The organism is Cellulosilyticum lentocellum DSM 5427, assembly GCF_000178835.2.
Lineage (GTDB): Bacteria > Bacillota > Clostridia > Lachnospirales > Cellulosilyticaceae > Cellulosilyticum > Cellulosilyticum lentocellum.
In genome coordinates, this window is the sequence record NC_015275.1 from 4,169,475 (window position 1) to 4,188,128 (window position 18,654).

The window sequence follows — 18,654 nt, forward strand, 5'->3', positions numbered from 1 at the left end:
CTTTACCTCCTCTCAAGATATAGATTGATTGTATCAACATTCATAAGTTCATCCTGACTTACCTCTAATAATTCACCAGAAATATCACTAATCTGTTTATATCTTAAATCATACTCACTAAACAAATCTAACATAGTCTGTATTTCTATACCTGCTCGTTTCATATGTTTTGGTGCAAATTCCATGATGATTTTTATTCCAGCATTATTTGCTATAATATTCTTCATACCTTCTAAAATGAAATACTCTGAGCCCTCTGCATCTAACTTAACAATATCTATTTGTTCTATATCCTTTAAGTGTTCATCTAGGACAACCATTTCAACTTGAATTTTCTGTGAATTTGAGGTTTGTTCAAAAATCGAGTTTTGTCCACACATTTTTTCCTCAATAAAAAACTCCGTAAATTCATGTTTATTAAATGCTCCTAAATTAAAGGTATTCCATCTACCACTTTCCCAATACCCATTTGCTTTAATATTCTGATTTAATATGCTATAAGTAGATGGAGTTGGTTCATAGGCATAAACTTTACATCCACCTCTAAGTGCTCTTAATGTAAATATCCCTAAATTTGCTCCTATGTCTACTACAGACATTCCTGGTTTAATAATACTTTCGAAGAATTTTTCTGTCCCTGGTTCAAAATGACCATTAAGAGATAGGAACATGGCAAGCCCCCATTCTTCAGAAGGGATTCCCATGATAAAGTCATCAACAATGACTGCTGTAATTCCACCTGCTATACTTGTTACTACCGATTTATTTTTAGCTCCAACTTGAGAAATATATGTCGGAAGTACATCTAACTTTTGTGAAATAGAAGTATCTATTTTCTGTACCAATTCCATACTATCCCCAATATTTGTTATGCTACTAGAAATAATATTAGCATTAGCATTAATGTTTTCTTTGAGTTCAACTGTACTCTCCTCAAAGCATGCTTTAATATCGCTTGTATTCTTACTAAATTTATTTTCTAAGTTATCGACTTGATCCTGTATCATATTATTTATAACCTTAATGTTATTTTCATTAGATGATTGCATGCTACTTAATAGTTGATTATATGTAGAAAGCACTCTCTGTGCATTTATCTCCGCTATTACTTCGGTTCTTTCTATTCTATCATAAAGCTCACTAATCTGAGATTTAAGTGTAAATACAGAAGATACTTTTCCTAGGACAGGTAATTTTGTAACTCTTTGTTTAAAAATAAATCTTTTATATTCCTTTTTATATTGTTTCAGATAAGTAATTTCTCCTTTTGCTCCAAATTCATCTGAAATAGCTATTAAATATACAATTGCGCCCTTACTTGCGCCTTGCCTCATTAGATTCAAGTAAGAATTCAGTCCATTTTCATCTACTTCTCTCCCTAAAAGGAGCTCATAAATAGCACTAATAAAGTCTGTCTTATACCATTCTAAATAAGGGGATACATCAAAAGTACATGTATTTAATTTAACTATGGATTTTTTAAGCATATTATTCTTTAAACTAAGCATCTTTCCTCCAATGAAAGGAATTCTTTTAATAAAGTCTTTGTTCCTAAATGCTAGTCTTATAAATTTAGCCTTTAACCCTTGCTCTGATTCTAAAATATAATTTTCTGCATCTTGGGAAGATAGTCCTCTAATATTAATATATCTTTGAGTTATAGAATCACTTCTATTCTGTTCTTCCCTACAACTTACCCTAAGTCTTCTTCTAATATATGTTTTATCTAAGTTTAAATCCTCTCCCGTATCTGGCATTCTTTTACCCTCACATTATCCTAAATTTAAATACTCATCACCTTTAGATATTCACTAATAACATAATCTGGATCTCCATCCATTCTTACAGTTCCATGATCAAGCCAAATAACTCGGTCACATAATTCTTTAATTGCTGCAAAATCATGAGATACAAATACTAGAATTTTTGCATTTTCAATAAGCCCCATAATACGTTGTTTAGCTTTATTCATAAAACGAGCATCTCCTGCTCCAAATATTTCATCTAAAAGTAAAATGTCTCCATCAATCATAGTAGAAATAGCAAAAGCAAGTCTTACAATCATCCCAGATGAATAGGACTTGATGGGATAATCAATAAATTCTCCTAGTTCTGCAAACTCAATAATTGATTCTGTCTTTTCTTTAATACTCCTAGGTGTTTCTCCTAATAATAGTCCTCTATATAAGATATTTTCTCTCCCTGTTGCATCAATTTCAAATCCTACTGCTAGATCAAATAAACTTCGTATCTTCCCCTCTATCTCTATTTCTCCCCCTGTAGTAGGATAAATTCCTGCAATAGCTTTAAGTAATGTACTTTTACCTGCACCATTGTGTCCTATTATCCCTACCTTTTCACCTTCATTTATTTCAATAGATACTCCTCTCAATGCATGTACATCATTAAGTAGTTTAGCTGGTTTTTGAAGCCTAGCCATTTCAAATATAGCTTGCTTGAGTGTTTTTCTATTATAAATAGTAGATGGATAATCTAAGTAGACTTCTTTAATAGATATATGGCATTTTTTCATTTTTTACCTTCCTTACACTATAAATAATATATAACTGTTTTCTCAAGTTTTTTATTTACATACCATGCTATTATTAATAATAATGATGCAATTGCAAAAGTATATACATAGCTTACAATGGGAGCGAAGCTACCACTTAAGAATGGCTCTCTAATCACCATCAGCACATGGGTAATTGGATTTACTAAGAAAAAAGAATGAAGTAGTGCATTACTTTCAAACATTTCTTCTTTAAAAAATACTGGGGACATATACCACAAAAATTGCATAACAAGTTGCATAACATATGGATAATCCCTATACCTTACATTGATATGGCTAGAGATAATAGAAAGCGCCCATGCCATCAAAAAGTAAATCATACCTGTAAGAGGCAAAGAAATAAGTGCAATAGGAATATTTTCTGGATATATAAAGCCTATCCAAGCAAATAAACCAATTGTTGCAATTATAAAAGTAATCACTGATACCATTGCAGCTCTCAGAGGATATAAAGTTACTGGATGTGCGAACTGTCTAATATAAGTTTCGGCAGCTAGAAATGAACTTCCATTTCCTATAATTGCTGCTGAAATTATATCCCATACAAGAACACCTGATAAAATATATGGTGCATAAGTCGTCATTTCTTGATCAAAAACATAACCAAATACTAGAGCTATAATCAGAGTCAATAAAAAAGGCTGTAGTACTGTCCATATAATCCCTAGTTTCGATCTTCTAAATTTATATTTTATATCCCAATTTACTAAGTGTAAAAGAAAGTATCGTGCCTCATATATTTTCTTTACATATGTATTTAATGTCTCCATTTATAACTCCTATCTTGCTATAAAATAATGCTTTTTAATGTATCACAAATATATTTTATGTCTTCTCTTGTTAAAAGTGCATGTGTTGGAAGATTCATTCCCGAAGCTGCTACCTTCTCACTGATAGGGCATTCTGCCTTTACGTCATAATAGACGGGCATAATATGCATCGGATAAAATAATGGTCTTGTCTCAATCCCTCTTGCTCTCATCATTTCCATAACCTTGTCTCTAGATACTTTCACAGAATCTCTAAGTAGTACAGAGAACATCCACCATACACTTGTACTTCCCTCCGTTACTTTCTGGAATTGAAGATAATCATTCATATCCTTTAATTCTTCCATATACCATGAAGCCACTTTCTTTCTGTCTGCAATATGCTCATCAATTTTTTCTAATTGTCCAAGCCCAATTGCTGCCTCTACATTTGTCATTCTGTAATTATAACCCATCTCTGTAAACCAATAACGTTTATTAGGATCTTGTCCTTGTCCTTTAAGTTGTCTCATCTTTGCATCTAACTCTTTATTATTAGTAACAATCATACCACCCTCACCTGTTGTAATAATCTTGTTACCAAAGAAACTAAAGGTACCTACCTCACCCATTGTACCTGCTTTCTTCCCTTTATACTCTGCACCATGACATTCTGCAGCATCTTCTAATACAAACAAATTATGTTCTCTAGCAATTTCCATAATTGCATCCATATCGCAAGGATTTCCATAAAGGTGTACTGGAATAATACCTCTTGTTTTAGATGTAATTTTTCTCTTTATATCCTCTGGATCAATATTCCAAGTATCTAATAAACAATCTGCAAATACAGGTGTTGCTCCACAATATTTAACTGCATTAGCTGTCGCTATATACGTAAAAGAAGGAATTATAACTTCATCTCCTGGCTTAAGCCCTAACGCTATAAGCGGTACGTGAAGTGCTACTGTTCCATTACAACAAGAGATTGCATACTCTGCATCAATAAACTTTGAAAATTGTTTTTCAAATTCACTAACATACTTTCCATTGGAAGAAATCCATGTTGTATCCATACAATCCATTACATATTTCTTTTCATTTCCTGATAAATGTGGTACTGCCACTGGTATAAACTTATCCATCTTCATTCACCTTTCAACTTTTTTATCATTCTTGCTGGTACCCCTACAGCTAGCGCATATTCTTCGATATCCATCACTACAGCAGCCCCAGCACCTATAAATGCATCGTTACCCACATTTATTCCATCTATAATACTTGCACCTGTTCCAACCTGTGTTCTATCGCCTATTGACACTGTTCCTGAAATCGCAACTCCCGGGGCTATATGAACGCTCCTTCCAATTTTGCAATCATGATCGATAGAACAATTGGTATTAATAATACAATTATCTTCAATAACGGCATTTACATTAATGACGGCTCCAGGCATTACACAAATCCCATTGCCCAACTTAGCTCTGGGTGAAATATATGCACTAGAACTAATAACATTTATAAGTTCAAATCCAAGTAAACTAACATAATCATACAATTCATCTCTGAGCTTATTTGAACCTATTGCAATAAATATCTTTTTTATGCCTTTATTTCTAAACTCTTCTAAAGCATTATCATTCCCAACAATAGGTATTTCTTCCATACCTTCAACTACTTCTCTTTTTCCAAATGCATTATCAATACATCCTACTATTTCATATTCATCATTTTGTAGTAATATATCTAGAACACTTCTCGCATGTCCACCTGCGCCTATAATTAAGACTTTATTCTTCATCTTCTATAACCGTCCTAAAATAATCCAAAATATCTTTTAGCGTTTTCTCTATTTCTATTTCTGGCTGCCATCCAATTTCCTGAGTAAGTCTAGAATGGTCACATTGTATACAAGGAACATCTGAAGGTCTCATACGACTAGGATCTCTTTCAATCTTAATCGTACATTTTGACATTGCAATAAGCTTATCAACTAACTCCTGAATACAATATGACTCTCCACTTCCCACATTATAAACCACTCCGCTTCTTCCCTTTTCTACGATTAGTCTATAAGCTCTTACTATATCTTTCACATCACAGAAATCTCTTTTGACAGCTAAATTCCCTATTTTTAGTGTATCACTTTTGTGCTTCTCAATCTCAGCTATTCCACTCGCCACATCTGGAATTACAAATCCTTTACTTTGTCCTATTCCAATATGATTAAAACTTCTTGTCAAATATATATTCATTCCATATGCTGAATGATATAACTTTCCTAATTCTTCTTGAGCACATTTAGAAACAGCATAAGGTGTAGCCGGACATAGAGGTACTTCTTCATTTACAATGCCATCTTGTACAGTAATCTTTCCATACTGATCTGATGAACCAATTAATAAAACCTGAATTTCATTATCAAACATTTTAATAGTTTCTAATAAATTAATTGTTCCTTTGACGTTTAAGTCAAACGTAAGATTGGGATTACTCCACGATTTCGCTACCGAAGACTGTCCCGCCATATGAAATATGACATTTGGCTTTACTTGTTCTAACACATTTTGTATAGATACTCGATCTAAAATATCACATTCAAGAGTATTTTCGTCTTTTGCTATAATATCTGCTCCATAAACTTCATAGTTATTTCTATGAAGTTCATTAGCAAGATGCTTTCCTACAAATCCCGTAATTCCAGTTATAAGAGCCTTCATCTCTATTGCTCCTCTTAAATATTAATCATTCTAATTTCTTTAGCTACAAACTCCATATCATTTTTAACCATTCTTTCTACAAGCTCAGCAAATGATATTTTTCTTTCCCAACCCAATGCTTTTTCTGCTTTAGTTGCATCACCAAGTAAGATTTCAACTTCTGCTGGTCTAAAAAATACTGGATTAATTTTAACGATAGTTTTACCAGTTGCTTTATCAATACCAATCTCATCTACACCTCCACCTTGCCATTCTACATCAATGTCTACAGTTTTAAAGGCAATTTCTACGAATTCACGTACTGTACGTGTTTCATTTGTTGCAATAACATAATCATCAGCTTGTTCTTGTTGAAGCATAAGCCACATAGCTTCTACATAATCTTTTGAGTGGCCCCAGTCACGTTTTGCATCCATATTTCCAAGTTCTAAGTGATCTTGAATACCATGTTTGATACGTGCTACTGCATCAGTAATCTTACGTGTAACGAATTCTTTACCACGTCTTTCTGATTCATGATTAAATAAAATACCTGAGCAAGCATATAAGTTATAACTTTCTCTATAGTTTTTAGTAATCCAGTGACCATATAATTTAGCAACTCCATATGGGCTTCTTGGATAGAATGGTGTTGTTTCTTTTTGAGGAATCTCTTGCACAAGACCAAACATTTCACTTGTAGAAGCTTGATAAAATCTTGCTTCTGGTTTCACAGTTCTAATTGCCTCAAGCATGTTTGTTACACCTACACCATCGATTTCTGCGGTTGCAATCGGTTGTTCCCATGAAGTTGCAACAAAAGATTGTGCTGCTAAGTTATATACTTCATCAGCTTGTGAAATTCTCATTGCATTAATAAGAGAGATAGCATCTGTCATATCTGCATAAATAAATTTAATTTTGTCTTTAATGTGTTCCACATTGCCATAGTCTACAACACTTTTTCTTCGCATAATGCCATATACTTCATAGCCTTTTTCTAAAAGCAACTCTGCTAAATATGATCCATCTTGTCCATTGATTCCTGTAATTAATGCTCTTTTCATTTTTGATACCTCTTTCACCTTTATTTATTTCCTAGGAAACATTTCCTTCTTTTGTTTATATATGTACTAACCTTATAGGTATTCGTTACGATTGCATATCTTTAAGTTTTCTATGACCTTCTTTACATCTTGAGTGCTATCTTTAGCACAAATAAGCATAGCATCCTCTGTATCTACAATAATGAGATTTTCTACACCAATAGTCGCAATGAGCTTGTCTGAACCTTGTACGATGGCATTTTTAGTATTAATGCTAATAACATTTCCACTTACTACATTACCATCTTCATTAGTACGGTTAAAACGTTCTAATGCTAACCAACTGCCTACATCATCCCAGCCAAAGCTACCTGGTAAAGTATAAATATTACTTGCCTTTTCCATAATGCCATAATCAATGGATTCTGATTTAAAATCACTAAACTCTTTTTCTAAAACTTCTACTTCTTGAGAAGAACCAATAGCTTCCTCTATCTTCAAGAGGCCTTGATACATCTCTGGTAAATACTTTTCAAACTGTGCTAGGATAGTAGACGTTTTCCATACAAACATACCACTATTCCATAAGTATTTACCTGATTCTAAGTATTCTTTAGCTCTCTGTAAATTTGGCTTTTCCACAAAACGTTCTACTTGATAAACGTTGTTAGCACCTGCTTTTTCATCTCCAAAATTAATGTAACCATATCCTGTTTCAGGATAATTAGGTGTAATGCCTATAGTTACCATATTAGTATCTTCTTCTGCTACTTGAATGGCATCTTTTAAAGTATTAATAAAAATCCCATTAAATTTAATTAAATGGTCTGAAGGTAATACCAGCATAACAGCATCTTCATATTTTTTTCTAATATATGCTGCTGCCAAACCTACACAAGGTGCTGTATTTCTAGCTGCTGGTTCCAATAAAATGTTTTCTGCTGGTAACCCACTAAGTTGCTCTTTGACTAAGCTTTCATAATCCTTATTAGTTACAATGAAAACATCTTGTATGCTGACTAGTGATTTAATACGTTCCACTGTATGCTGAATCATGGTTTTTCCATCTTCTGTTAAACTTAAAAATTGCTTTGGCAGTGTTCGTCTGCTTCTTGGCCAAAAGCGTTCTCCTTTTCCCCCAGCCATTATTACTGCTACAACTTTCATCTGCTTACCTCCTACTATCTTCTTATATCTTAGCTATTCGATTCCCTTAAATGTTTTTTTGATTTTAAATCAACTGTTGCATGCGCTACTCGTTTGCTATTTTCTATTTTTTCTTTTTGAATCATAAAGTTAATTGCGATACCTATTCCTAATAAAACCCAAAAAATAGGTGCTACAGAAACAACCGAATCATTGAACATCCCTGCTCCTAAATAACCAATGATAGCTAATGTTGTTGCTATACCTAGAATTTCTTTATTTTCATAGAAACCTTTTAATGCATATAACTTAAAGCTTTGAATGATATAGGCTATAACCAACACTAAAAAGCCTAATAATGCTAGACCTCCATTATTAATGAAATACTGCAAATATAAATTATGTACTTTATCAACAATCATATTAGGTGTATCATAAGCCCACCATTTACCTAATAAATCATTTTGTGGAAACTTGGCAGCATAAGTATCAGGTCCATAGCCAATAAGGAAAGTATCCTTCATCATCGGAATACTTCTTGACCAAATATAACCTCTGGCCGAACCAAGTTTTTCTTTACCTCTAAAGCCTATTGTTTCTGGCTCATCAATGTCCATCTTTTGCACAGGGTAAGCATCACAAAGAACTGTTCCTTCAGCACTGTCTGTTTTAAAGAGGAAGGTACTAAGACCATTGACATACATATTCGTTACCTTTGGCGCCACTTGCCCTTCTGGCACAATAAGGTCTACATTAGTAAAACTTACATTAGCAAAACGTTCATCCGTGGTTGTATAAACATCTTCAGCCTCTGTGTAAACTACTGGATTACCTGCTTCATCAGAGAACGTAATACTTCCATCTGTTTCTCCTAGTACAAGCGTCGCATTTTGGAAAACAATTTTCGCGCTTCTATCCTCATTAATCACATCCCTTACTGGTATATGATCTTTGTAATTAAAGCTATTATCTGAACCACTTAATAAACCTATACTTTCATTAATCAGAGTTGGAATCCTTCTAAAGATAGTTCCTCTTGTCATGGCATTAAAGCCTACAACTACAACAGCTAAAGCTATTAGAATCGGAATAGTAACCTTCCATTTTTTAACAATCTTTTTACCAAATATGAAAATCCCAACAAGAACAGCTAGCATAAGTCCAATAAAACCAGCTCTTGAACTACTTCCGAAAAGTAAAAACAAACTGCAAATAGAGATACAGCCACATAAAAGCTTTTGCTTTTTGCTTCTAAGGAATAAAGTAAGTGTCATAAATAAAGGTACCATCATAGCTGAAAAAGAACCCATATAATTATAGTGGAACATCGTCCCATAAATAGTCTTATCCTCAATAATGCCTGATATACTTCCCACACTTTGATACTGTTCTTGACTCATGATCATCCTCTTAAAAAAGTCTACATGAATGAAAAGGTCATAGCCAAAATATTGAAATGCCCCAATAACCGTAGTAACCACGATTAAAAATGCTAACGCCACCAATATCCATTTAAAGTTAGTATAATTTCTAAAACTAAGTATGGTATAAAACAAAATAAGTATGTAACACGCTGTAATAATAAAACCTTCTGAACGTCCTGGTAGCCCCCACCAAGCAGTACTGCTATTACTTGAAAAGATTGTTGCTAAAAATGTGATGAAAATAAATACTCCTGCACTAATAGCATATATTTTTATGTACTTATCCTTTTTAATCATATCCTTTTGAAATACTAGGAAGGTTAATATTAAAATACTTATACTAATTATGATAATGGCAGTTGCTTTATAATTAGAAAAGATATCCGTTATTGTATCTATATTCAATGCATCTGCTAAAGCTGGTTCTAGTGCTATTTCTTGAACCCTCATAATTAATGGAACAATTGCTAAAAGTGCTATGATAGGAATAAACATTAATTTATTCACAATTTCCTTTTGCTTCTCTAATTTTTCTTGCTTATTAATTGCTGTAGAATTTGCCATATTAACTCCTTCTTCAATCTCTTTATTTAATACTTTATTCGATTCTTATTTGCATTTCCTTTGATTTATGGACATAACTATTTAATATAGTATACCACTTAAACGTTTAATATTCTATAAACTCCTCATTATTTTCCTTATTTTCTTGAGCTTTTTCTAATCTTTTCTTAGTTTTTTATTGATTTTGTCATCTTCTCCCTCATCGTAGTTTTTTATGGTATAATAAAGTGTTCATTTATATATGAAACTGGAGGAATTTTATGATCAAGGAAAATCAGAAATATTTTAATGTTCTTCAAGTCTTATTAGACTTAGTGATCCTTATTATTTCCTTTATCTTAGCCTATACGCTTAGATTTGATATTTTAAAGGATGGCATCCCGTACTTTACATTGTTAGAATCTCTAGGTATCATCAGCCTTAGCATACCTTTTTATCTTATATTATATAGTTGGTTTGACCTTTATAGCTCTAAACGTATAAAAAGCTTCTCCAATGAAGCCTTGGTCATTCTTTCAACTAATATTATTGCTAATGTCCTTTTTATCGTTATGCTTTATCTATTTAAAGAAATGAACTTTTCCAGAAAGACCTTGTTCTTTTTTGCAGCTATTAACTGTACCTTAACCATTGGCTATCGTGGTACTCTACGTTTTTTATTGCGACGTTATAGAAAAAAAGGATATAATCTTAAGCATTGTTTAGTCATTGGCACCTGCCCTATGTCTGCTCATCTTATTGAAAAACTACAAGCGCATCCTGCCTGGGGCTATAACATTGTTGGTTGTGTTCGCTCTGATAGTAGAAAAAGTGATGCCTTTTGTGGTTATAGAATCCTAGGTGATTTAGAGGATTTAAGTTGTATCTTCGAAAAGTATTATGCCGATATAGTTATGATTGCTCTTGATGAAACGCAGACAGATAAGCTAGGGTTACTTTTAAAGCAGTGTGAAAAAGCTGGTATTAAAACACATATTATCCCTTATTATTATAAGTACATACCTACTAAGCCTTATATTGATGATTTAGATGGCTTACCGATTATTGATACCAGACATATTCCCTTAGATAATCTTTTTAAAGCTTGTTTGAAGCGCATCTTTGATATCGTATTTGCCTTAATAGCTTTAATACTCACCAGCCCTCTACTTTTGTTTAGTGCCATTATGATTAAACTAACCTCTAAAGGCCCCATTCTTTTCAAACAAGAACGGGTGGGAAACAATCGTCAAACCTTTTATATGTATAAATTTCGTTCTATGAAAGTACAAACTGATGAAGAGGAACAGGATAAGTGGACTACTAAAGATGATCCCAGAAAAACTTGGTGGGGTAATATCATGAGACGTACCAGCATAGATGAATTACCTCAATTTTATAATGTACTAAAAGGAGACATGTCCGTAGTAGGTCCTAGACCGGAACGACCTTTCTTCGTAGATAAGTTTAAAGAAGAAATACCTAGGTATATGGTGAAACATCAAGTTCGTCCAGGTATAACTGGCTGGGCACAGGTTAATGGATTACGAGGAGATACTTCTATAGAGGATCGCATCGATCATGATTTATATTACATAGAAAACTGGACCTTTAGTATGGATATCAAGATTATATTACTAACAGTATTCAAGGGATTCGTAAACAAGAATGCTTATTAATTTACAGAAAACCCCCTCATTAGAAAATATCGCTTCAAAAACCTTGGGTTGAAATCAATGGGCTTAAAGTGATTAGAACTATAGCAGTCAAAAAGAGACACTCCTTCTACAGTGGAATGCCTCTTTTTGACTGCTATTATTTATTTATAAATTTATCTGTTCTTAATGCACCATTCCATTTTTTTATTGAAATAGATTCAAGATACAAAAAGAGTGATTCCGAAGAATCACTCTTTAATAGTTTTACATATTAGTTTGTAAATGTAGCTGTTTTAGATGTAGCATCCCAAGTTGTGTTGATTCCAAGTAATCTTGCAATCTCACCAGCTGGAGCATATGTTCTACCTTCTTTGATAACAACTTTTGCACCCATAGTTACAGGGTTACCATTTACTAATGCAGTAGCACTACCTGATGTTAAAGAAAGAGTTCTTTCACCAGCAAAGATTGTTACTGTACCATTACCGAATAAGATATCTTTTTCAGCAACACCGAATGCTTGTGCAACGTATCTTACAGGAACCATTGTGTAACCTGGATCTTGGATGTAAGATGGAGCATCCATAGTTTTTTCAAGGCCATTTAATACGTATTTGCTTTCGCCAATTACGAATGTAGCTGTACCTTTAGCTAAACCACCACTTGTGATATCTTGTGTATTTGGTGTTTCAATCTTAACGAAGTCTTCTACTGTGATTGAGTGACCACCAACTGCATAATCTTTAGTTTCTTGGTCAATAGCTGAACCTTTGATTTCGATATCATATGTTCCTTCTGGAACTGTTCTGTCTACATCAAATACGATTTCTTCTACAGTTACTGTAGCAGCTGCATTTGAATCACGTTTGAAATCGAAGTAAACTGAGCTAGCATTTTTGTCAGTTTTAACTCTCTTAATTTCTCCATCTACTTTGAAAGTAGCTCCTGTGATTTTGATTCCACTGTCTTTGTCTTTGATAGCGATTGTTAATCTACCATCTTTCATGAACATTTCTTTATCTGTTTCAGCGATTACAACTTTACCTGTGCTTGTTTGATCTTTTAAACCAACTTTTAAGCTAGCAGCTTCTGTTGTAATAGTGATTGGATTTTTGATTGTGATAGCAGTTGTTTCGTATTTGTTATTTTCAAGAGCACGACCTTCTGCTGTAATTGTTACTTTTTCAGCGTCTTTCTTGTCAACTGGTACACAAGCTTTTACTTTGAATTTGATTTTGTCTTTTTGATCATTCTTTTGAGCTGGAGCTGTGTAAACGCTATCTTTCTTTGGATATCCAACTGTTACGATTAAAGTATCAACGATAGCTTTACCATCAGAGTCTTTATCGAATTCTACTTTCATACCAGCCCAATCACCTTTATCATCTTTGCTGTAGTTATCAAGAACTTTGTCAGCTAAAAGAGTTGAATCAAGTTGAGCAGCTGCAATTTTATAATCATCAGCATCAATATCTGAATCTGAATCAAGACTAGCAGTTAAATCTCCTTTAATATCTTTTACTAAACCAATGTAATCAAAGTGAGCATTGTCTTGTAATTTAACTTCGAAAGTACGCTCAGAAATCATAGTATTTTCTACAGATTCGCCTACTTCGAATTCGATTTCAGCAATACGTCCAGCTGTAACTTCTTTTGCTTTATCATCTTTCATTTTGATGTAGTTAGCAAATGCAACAACTTCACCCATTACTACATTGTCTGCACCATTTGTAAGGTCATCGCCTTTGATATCTACTTTGAAATCACCTGTGTCAGGTTCTTTTACTAAGCAATCAACTTTAAGACCTTTGATTGTTAATTTACCAATAGAGTCTTGGTTTGCAATAGCTGAACCATCAATACCGATGTATAAGATACCATTGTCTTTTTTGTCCATAGCAGCATAAACTTTAACGCTTTGGTTAGCGAAACCATATTTGCCTTCTACTGTAGTTGTAATATCTGTACCGTCTGCAAATACATTGTCTTTTTTATCTGTTATTTTATATCCATAGAAATTGAAATCTGTATCATTGATTTCAAGTGTAAGGATAGTTTTACCATTTGTAGCTGCTTTTAAAGCACCTGAATAACTTTCATCAAGAATTAAATCAGAAAGTTTGCTATCATTATCTGTGTAGAATGTTGTTTTATCTCCTACAGAATATTTGAAAACTTTTTCATCTGTTGTAGCAAATACAAATGTTTGACCACCTGTAATTGTAGATTGGCTACCACCTGAAAGAATAGTTACTTTTGCATCTCCACCTGTAGCTTTTGCTAATAATGGAATGTATACACTATTGCCAGCTGTTGCACGTGTAACTTCAACTTTCATTGATGTTTTGCTTTGTCTAGTAAGTTTTACATCTGCTGTAGAAGCAGCATTGATTGCAGCTTCATTATATTCTGCATTTTCAATATCTAAGTAGAATACTTCAACACCACTTGCTGGTGCAACATCTTTGAATTCAACTAGTAATTGGTTTGCTGTAGTTGCTTGTAAAAATTCTGTGTCTTTTTTAACTTTTAAAGTTTCTTTTTGAAGTCTGTTTGTAGAAGCAGCCATTGTTACAACTGGAACAGCTGTTACTACCATAGCTGAAGCTAAAACTACGGCTAATTTTTGACGTAATTTCATTTGGAAATCCCCCTCTTATTTATTATTTAAATTTTTGATTTTTATTAAATAATATCTTTATTTAATTAATATCATAATATATACTTTTTTATTAATTTTCAATAGCAATCTTATTTTGTAATTACTTTGTAATATAAATGTAATTTAAATTGAATCAATTCTATCTTTTGAATATAGCTACTTTATTCTCAGCATCCCATTGCTTTTTAATCCCTAATAATTTTGCAACTTCACTAATCGGTGCATAGCTTCTTCCATCCTTTATGACAACCGGAGTGGTTAACTTAATGGATGCTTTATTAACAATAGCAATATCACTACCTGGTCTTAATTCTATATTTCTATAATTATAATTAATGAAAATACTTCCTCCCGCATAACGTACGTCTTCCTCATCTATATCTAGAGCAGCGGCAACATATTTTAGAGGTACCATTATGTAACCCGGCGCTTGTATAAAAGTCTCGCCATCCATCTCGAACTTCTCACCATCTACTGTGTAGTAGCTTGTTCCTACCTTAAAGTGTGCACCTCGTTGTGCTTCCGCTAAAACTTCAGCTTGTTTTTCTGCTTCTTGCTTAGCTTTTTCTTCTGCTTGTTTCTCTGTTTCTATTTGTTCTTTGCTTTTGAGTACTATTTCGGCTACTTTAACATGTTGTTTATTATCAACTACATCCATTCCTTGAATGGACATAAAAAGTGCTTGCTCACTATAAGTTGTGTTTAAATTTACAACAGGCATATTTTTAAGCTTGATTTTTCCTATCGAAGAAGCCACTTCTCCTTTAATAACAACTTCTACTTTCTGGCGTGTGCCCTTAGGGACAATTACTTTGAAAGTATTTGCTATCCCCTTGAAGCCCCCTCCATATTCTAAGTATTTATTAGTTGGTACCATGTATACTGTGTTGTCAGCATATTCCTCCTTGGACTCATATGTAAACTCGCCAAAACCATACTGGCTATTTTCTATTATAAAAGTCACTCGAAATTCTTTCTCAGATAACGCATTTTTTACTACTTCTGTAAAATCAATAGTAGCCATATTGCCCTGTCCGACTATTTCTGGTACCTCATCTATGCGCCATGTCACCTTCTTATCTGAAGTAGTTCCTATTAACAAAGTCTCTTCTTCTATCAATTCTGCATCTGCCCCAGGCTTAATGGTTAGCCTAACATCTGCTGCCATTACTTCCAATAGCAATGGTACCTTAAAACTAACATTTTCTCCTTCTTGTAAATCGTTAGGAATCGTTACATCAAATCCAAAAATCTGTTCTCCAATAGCTTGTATTGCAATATCTCTTTTGTCAATATTTCGACACTCAAAAGGACTGCTCATACTTCCATTATAAAGCCACCTTCCTCCATCTATAGAGAACTGAATTCTTTCAACCTGTCCTTTTCTTTTATAGGCATCCTGAATGTCAATTAACACTGATGGTGCTTCATAAGTATCTTCCCACTTGTCATCTATATGAATATATTGTGTACCTTCAACTAATGTTGCCGTTGTCTTAGCCCATAGTTGAATAGGACAGATACATAATACACTCATTAGAGCAACTAAAATAATCTTTTTCACGCTATCCTCTCCTTTATATTGAATCATTAATTTAAAATATAAATTAAATTCTATATATATTATAATATAACTCATTATTGTATTTAAGACAAATGAAAAGGCAACTCAAATTCGAGTTGCCTTTTCATTATCTTAAATATTATTTATTTGTGAATGTAGCAGTTTTAGCTGTTGCATCCCAAGCTGTAGAAATACCAAGGATTCTTGCGATTTCTCCAACTGGAGCATATGTTCTACCTTCTTTAATAGCTACTTTTGTACCCATAGCTACTTGAGCACCATTAACTACAGCAATGTTGCTACCATTTGTTAATTGGATTGTTCTTGTACCAGCGAAGATTGTTACTACGCCATTACCGAACAAGATATCTTGTTCAGATACACCGAATGCTTCTGCAACGTATCTTACTGGAACCATTGTGTAACCTGGATCTTGAATGTAAGATGCAGCATCCATAGTTTTTTCTGTACCATCGATAGCTGTATATGTTGTTTTACCAATTTCAAATACAGCTGTTCCTTTTACAAGGCCGTTTGATGCTGTGATGTCTTGTGTATTTGGTGTACCAACTACGATGAAATCTTCGATTGTGATTGATTCGCCATATGCATCGATAGCATCACCTGAAATTTTAAGATCGTATGAACCTTCTGGAACTGTTCTATCAACTGTTACGATGAAGTCTTCTACAGAGATTGTAGCTGCTTCTTTTGAAGTACGGTTAAGTGTTACAGTTGTTGATTCACCAGCTTTGTCAGTTTTAATCTCAACATTTTTGATGCCGCCTTCAGTAGCAAGTGTTACATCACCAGAGAAAGAGATACCTGAATCTGCTTTTTCTACTGCGAATGTGATGTCACCTTTTTTGATCATATCTTTGTCTGTTTCAGTAAGAGTGATTTTACCACCTTTTTGTTTTTGAAGACCAACTTTTACAGTTAAAGCTTCTGTTTCAACATTGAATGGGTTAACAATTGTTACAGCAGTTGTAGATACTTCTGTTTCAAGAGCACGACCTTCAGCTGTAATTTTAACTGTTTCTTTTTCTTTGTTAGCTACAGATACAGCAACTGGAAGTTTGAATGTCATTTTATCGATATTCTTATTTGTTTGTAAACCTGTGTTTAATGTTACAATTAAAGTTGTTGGATCGATTAAATCATCTTTGTCTCTAGCAAATTCAATTTCATCAATGATAACATTTGATGTTGAACCAACTTTATCTTTTAATAAATCAGCTGTTCTAAGAGCTGCAACATCTAACTGACCATTTAAAGCTTTAACTTGTTTATTTGTTAATTCATCAAAGCTTGTAACACCTGATGGTAATGTAATAGTATTTTTGCTATATTTTTCAATAATTGTTCTGTAGTCGATATTTGCATTATCAAGTTTGATTTCGAATTCACGTCCACCAACGATACTATCTTCTACAGTTTCACCAATTGTGAACTCAACATCTTTAATACGTCCAGCAACGATTTCTACTGCTTTTTCATCTTTCATTTCAATAAATGTTGCATATTCTGCAATTTTAGCGAATGCTACATCATTTTTAGCATCTACAAGATTATCAGATTTAACATCGATTAATAATTCGCCAGCTTCTGGAGTTTTTGTAGTAGCTTTAACTTTAAGACCTGTTACTTTAAGAGTACCCATAGAGTCTTGAGCTGCTTTGTTAGCTGCACTTAATGCATTGAAAGTAATTACAACTGAACCTTCATCACTACCTTTAGCTACTGTGAAGTCTGTACCGTTAGTAAATGTCATATTTCCAAATCCATATGAACCTTTTACTTGTACGTTAGCGTAATCTTCAAATCTGAAGTCACTATCAGCAATTTCAAGTGTGATTTTAGCACCATCTGCTAAAGATCCTGTATATGTTTCTGTAAGTACTAATTCAGCAACTTCACCTGATGTGTAGAATGATGGTAAATCACCTACTTTATATGTAGCTTTTTTCTCAGATGCTGTAGCAAATACCCATTCACTAGCTGTAGCAGTTGTTGAACCACCTCTTGTTACAACAGCTACTTTAGCATCTGCACCTGTCATTGTCGCTAATACTGGAAGTACAACTTCATTGTTAGTACCAGAAAGTTGTGCACCATATACTGTTACTTTCATTGAGCTTTTATCTTGTAATTCATATTTTGCAATAGCATTTGTATGATCAAGTGCTGCCCCTTTAGCACCATAGTACCAAGCATCTGTAGTTCCAATTTGTTGGAATTCATTGTTTGAATTTAATGCATGATCTGCATCATTAAATAATTTTGCTTCCCATTTAGCATCTGAAAGATCTAAGTAGAAAATTTCATTTGATGCACCTTGATTATCTTTAAATGCCATTTTTACAGCATTTGCTGTTGTGATTTGTGTGAATGAACCATCTTCTTTGATTTTAATAGTTTCTTTTAATAAAGCATTTGTTGAAGCAGCCATAGTTACAACTGGAACAGCTGTTACTACCATAGCTGAAGCTAATGCTACTGCTAATTTTTGACGTAATTTCATTATGTAAGCCTCCTAAGTAAATATATCCGGTACAATTCTATGTTAATTAATATAATTATGTAAA

The 18,654-nt window shown here is 33.4% G+C and carries 13 protein-coding genes; 1 reads left to right on the forward strand and 12 read right to left on the reverse strand.

Annotated features, from left to right (window positions below):
- Positions 1 to 2 precede the first annotated feature (2 nt).
- The 9 genes from CLOLE_RS19100 to CLOLE_RS19140 form a co-directional block, all read right to left on the reverse strand.
- Positions 3 to 1,757 carry an FkbM family methyltransferase gene (locus CLOLE_RS19100; RefSeq protein ID WP_013658764.1) on the reverse strand — a complete coding sequence of 585 codons (1,755 nt, stop codon included), beginning with the start codon at positions 1,755 to 1,757 and terminating at the stop codon, positions 3 to 5.
- 26 nt (positions 1,758 to 1,783) lie between these two features.
- Complete coding sequence (locus CLOLE_RS19105; protein ID WP_013658765.1) at positions 1,784 to 2,533, reverse strand: ABC transporter ATP-binding protein; 750 nt, start codon at positions 2,531 to 2,533, stop codon at positions 1,784 to 1,786.
- 17 nt (positions 2,534 to 2,550) lie between these two features.
- Positions 2,551 to 3,345 carry an ABC transporter permease gene (locus CLOLE_RS19110; protein ID WP_013658766.1) on the reverse strand — a complete coding sequence of 265 codons (795 nt, stop codon included), beginning with the start codon at positions 3,343 to 3,345 and terminating at the stop codon, positions 2,551 to 2,553.
- Positions 3,346 to 3,362: 17 nt separating this feature from the next.
- Positions 3,363 to 4,469: a DegT/DnrJ/EryC1/StrS family aminotransferase gene (locus CLOLE_RS19115; protein ID WP_013658767.1), complete on the reverse strand. Its 1,107-nt coding sequence runs from the start codon at positions 4,467 to 4,469 to the stop codon at positions 3,363 to 3,365.
- Positions 4,470 to 4,471: 2 nt separating this feature from the next.
- On the reverse strand, positions 4,472 to 5,125 hold the full coding sequence (locus tag CLOLE_RS19120; protein ID WP_013658768.1) for an acetyltransferase: 654 nt from the start codon (positions 5,123 to 5,125) through the stop codon (positions 4,472 to 4,474).
- Positions 5,115 to 6,044 (reverse strand): GDP-mannose 4,6-dehydratase, encoded by a 930-nt coding sequence (locus CLOLE_RS19125; RefSeq protein WP_013658769.1) that lies wholly within the window; start codon positions 6,042 to 6,044, stop codon positions 5,115 to 5,117. Before CLOLE_RS19125 ends, CLOLE_RS19120 begins: the two co-directional genes overlap by 11 nt.
- A 14-nt stretch (positions 6,045 to 6,058) precedes the next feature.
- Positions 6,059 to 7,090, reverse strand: coding sequence for a GDP-mannose 4,6-dehydratase (gene gmd, locus CLOLE_RS19130; RefSeq protein ID WP_013658770.1), 1,032 nt, complete (start codon positions 7,088 to 7,090; stop codon positions 6,059 to 6,061).
- Between the two features lie 72 nt (positions 7,091 to 7,162).
- On the reverse strand, positions 7,163 to 8,236 hold the full coding sequence (locus tag CLOLE_RS19135; RefSeq protein ID WP_013658771.1) for a mannose-1-phosphate guanylyltransferase/mannose-6-phosphate isomerase: 1,074 nt from the start codon (positions 8,234 to 8,236) through the stop codon (positions 7,163 to 7,165).
- Between the two features lie 29 nt (positions 8,237 to 8,265).
- Complete coding sequence (locus CLOLE_RS19140; protein ID WP_013658772.1) at positions 8,266 to 10,203, reverse strand: O-antigen ligase family protein; 1,938 nt, start codon at positions 10,201 to 10,203, stop codon at positions 8,266 to 8,268.
- A 260-nt stretch (positions 10,204 to 10,463) separates the two neighbouring features.
- On the opposite strand from CLOLE_RS19140, the gene CLOLE_RS19145 reads away from it, so the two are divergent.
- Positions 10,464 to 11,861: an undecaprenyl-phosphate glucose phosphotransferase gene (locus CLOLE_RS19145; RefSeq protein WP_013658773.1), complete on the forward strand. Its 1,398-nt coding sequence runs from the start codon at positions 10,464 to 10,466 to the stop codon at positions 11,859 to 11,861.
- A gap of 250 nt (positions 11,862 to 12,111) precedes the next feature.
- Here the strand turns inward: CLOLE_RS19145 and CLOLE_RS19150 are convergent, their stop codons facing one another.
- The 3 genes from CLOLE_RS19150 to CLOLE_RS19160 all read right to left on the reverse strand — a co-directional run bounded on the left by CLOLE_RS19150 (position 12,112) and on the right by CLOLE_RS19160 (position 18,590).
- A complete protein-coding gene (locus CLOLE_RS19150; protein ID WP_013658774.1) occupies positions 12,112 to 14,481 on the reverse strand; it encodes a stalk domain-containing protein in 2,370 nt (789 codons plus the stop codon).
- Positions 14,482 to 14,641: 160 nt separating this feature from the next.
- A complete protein-coding gene (locus CLOLE_RS19155; RefSeq protein ID WP_013658775.1) occupies positions 14,642 to 16,066 on the reverse strand; it encodes a copper amine oxidase N-terminal domain-containing protein in 1,425 nt (474 codons plus the stop codon).
- Positions 16,067 to 16,205: 139 nt separating this feature from the next.
- Positions 16,206 to 18,590: a stalk domain-containing protein gene (locus tag CLOLE_RS19160; protein WP_013658776.1), complete on the reverse strand. Its 2,385-nt coding sequence runs from the start codon at positions 18,588 to 18,590 to the stop codon at positions 16,206 to 16,208.
- Between the last annotated feature and the right edge of the window lie 64 nt (positions 18,591 to 18,654).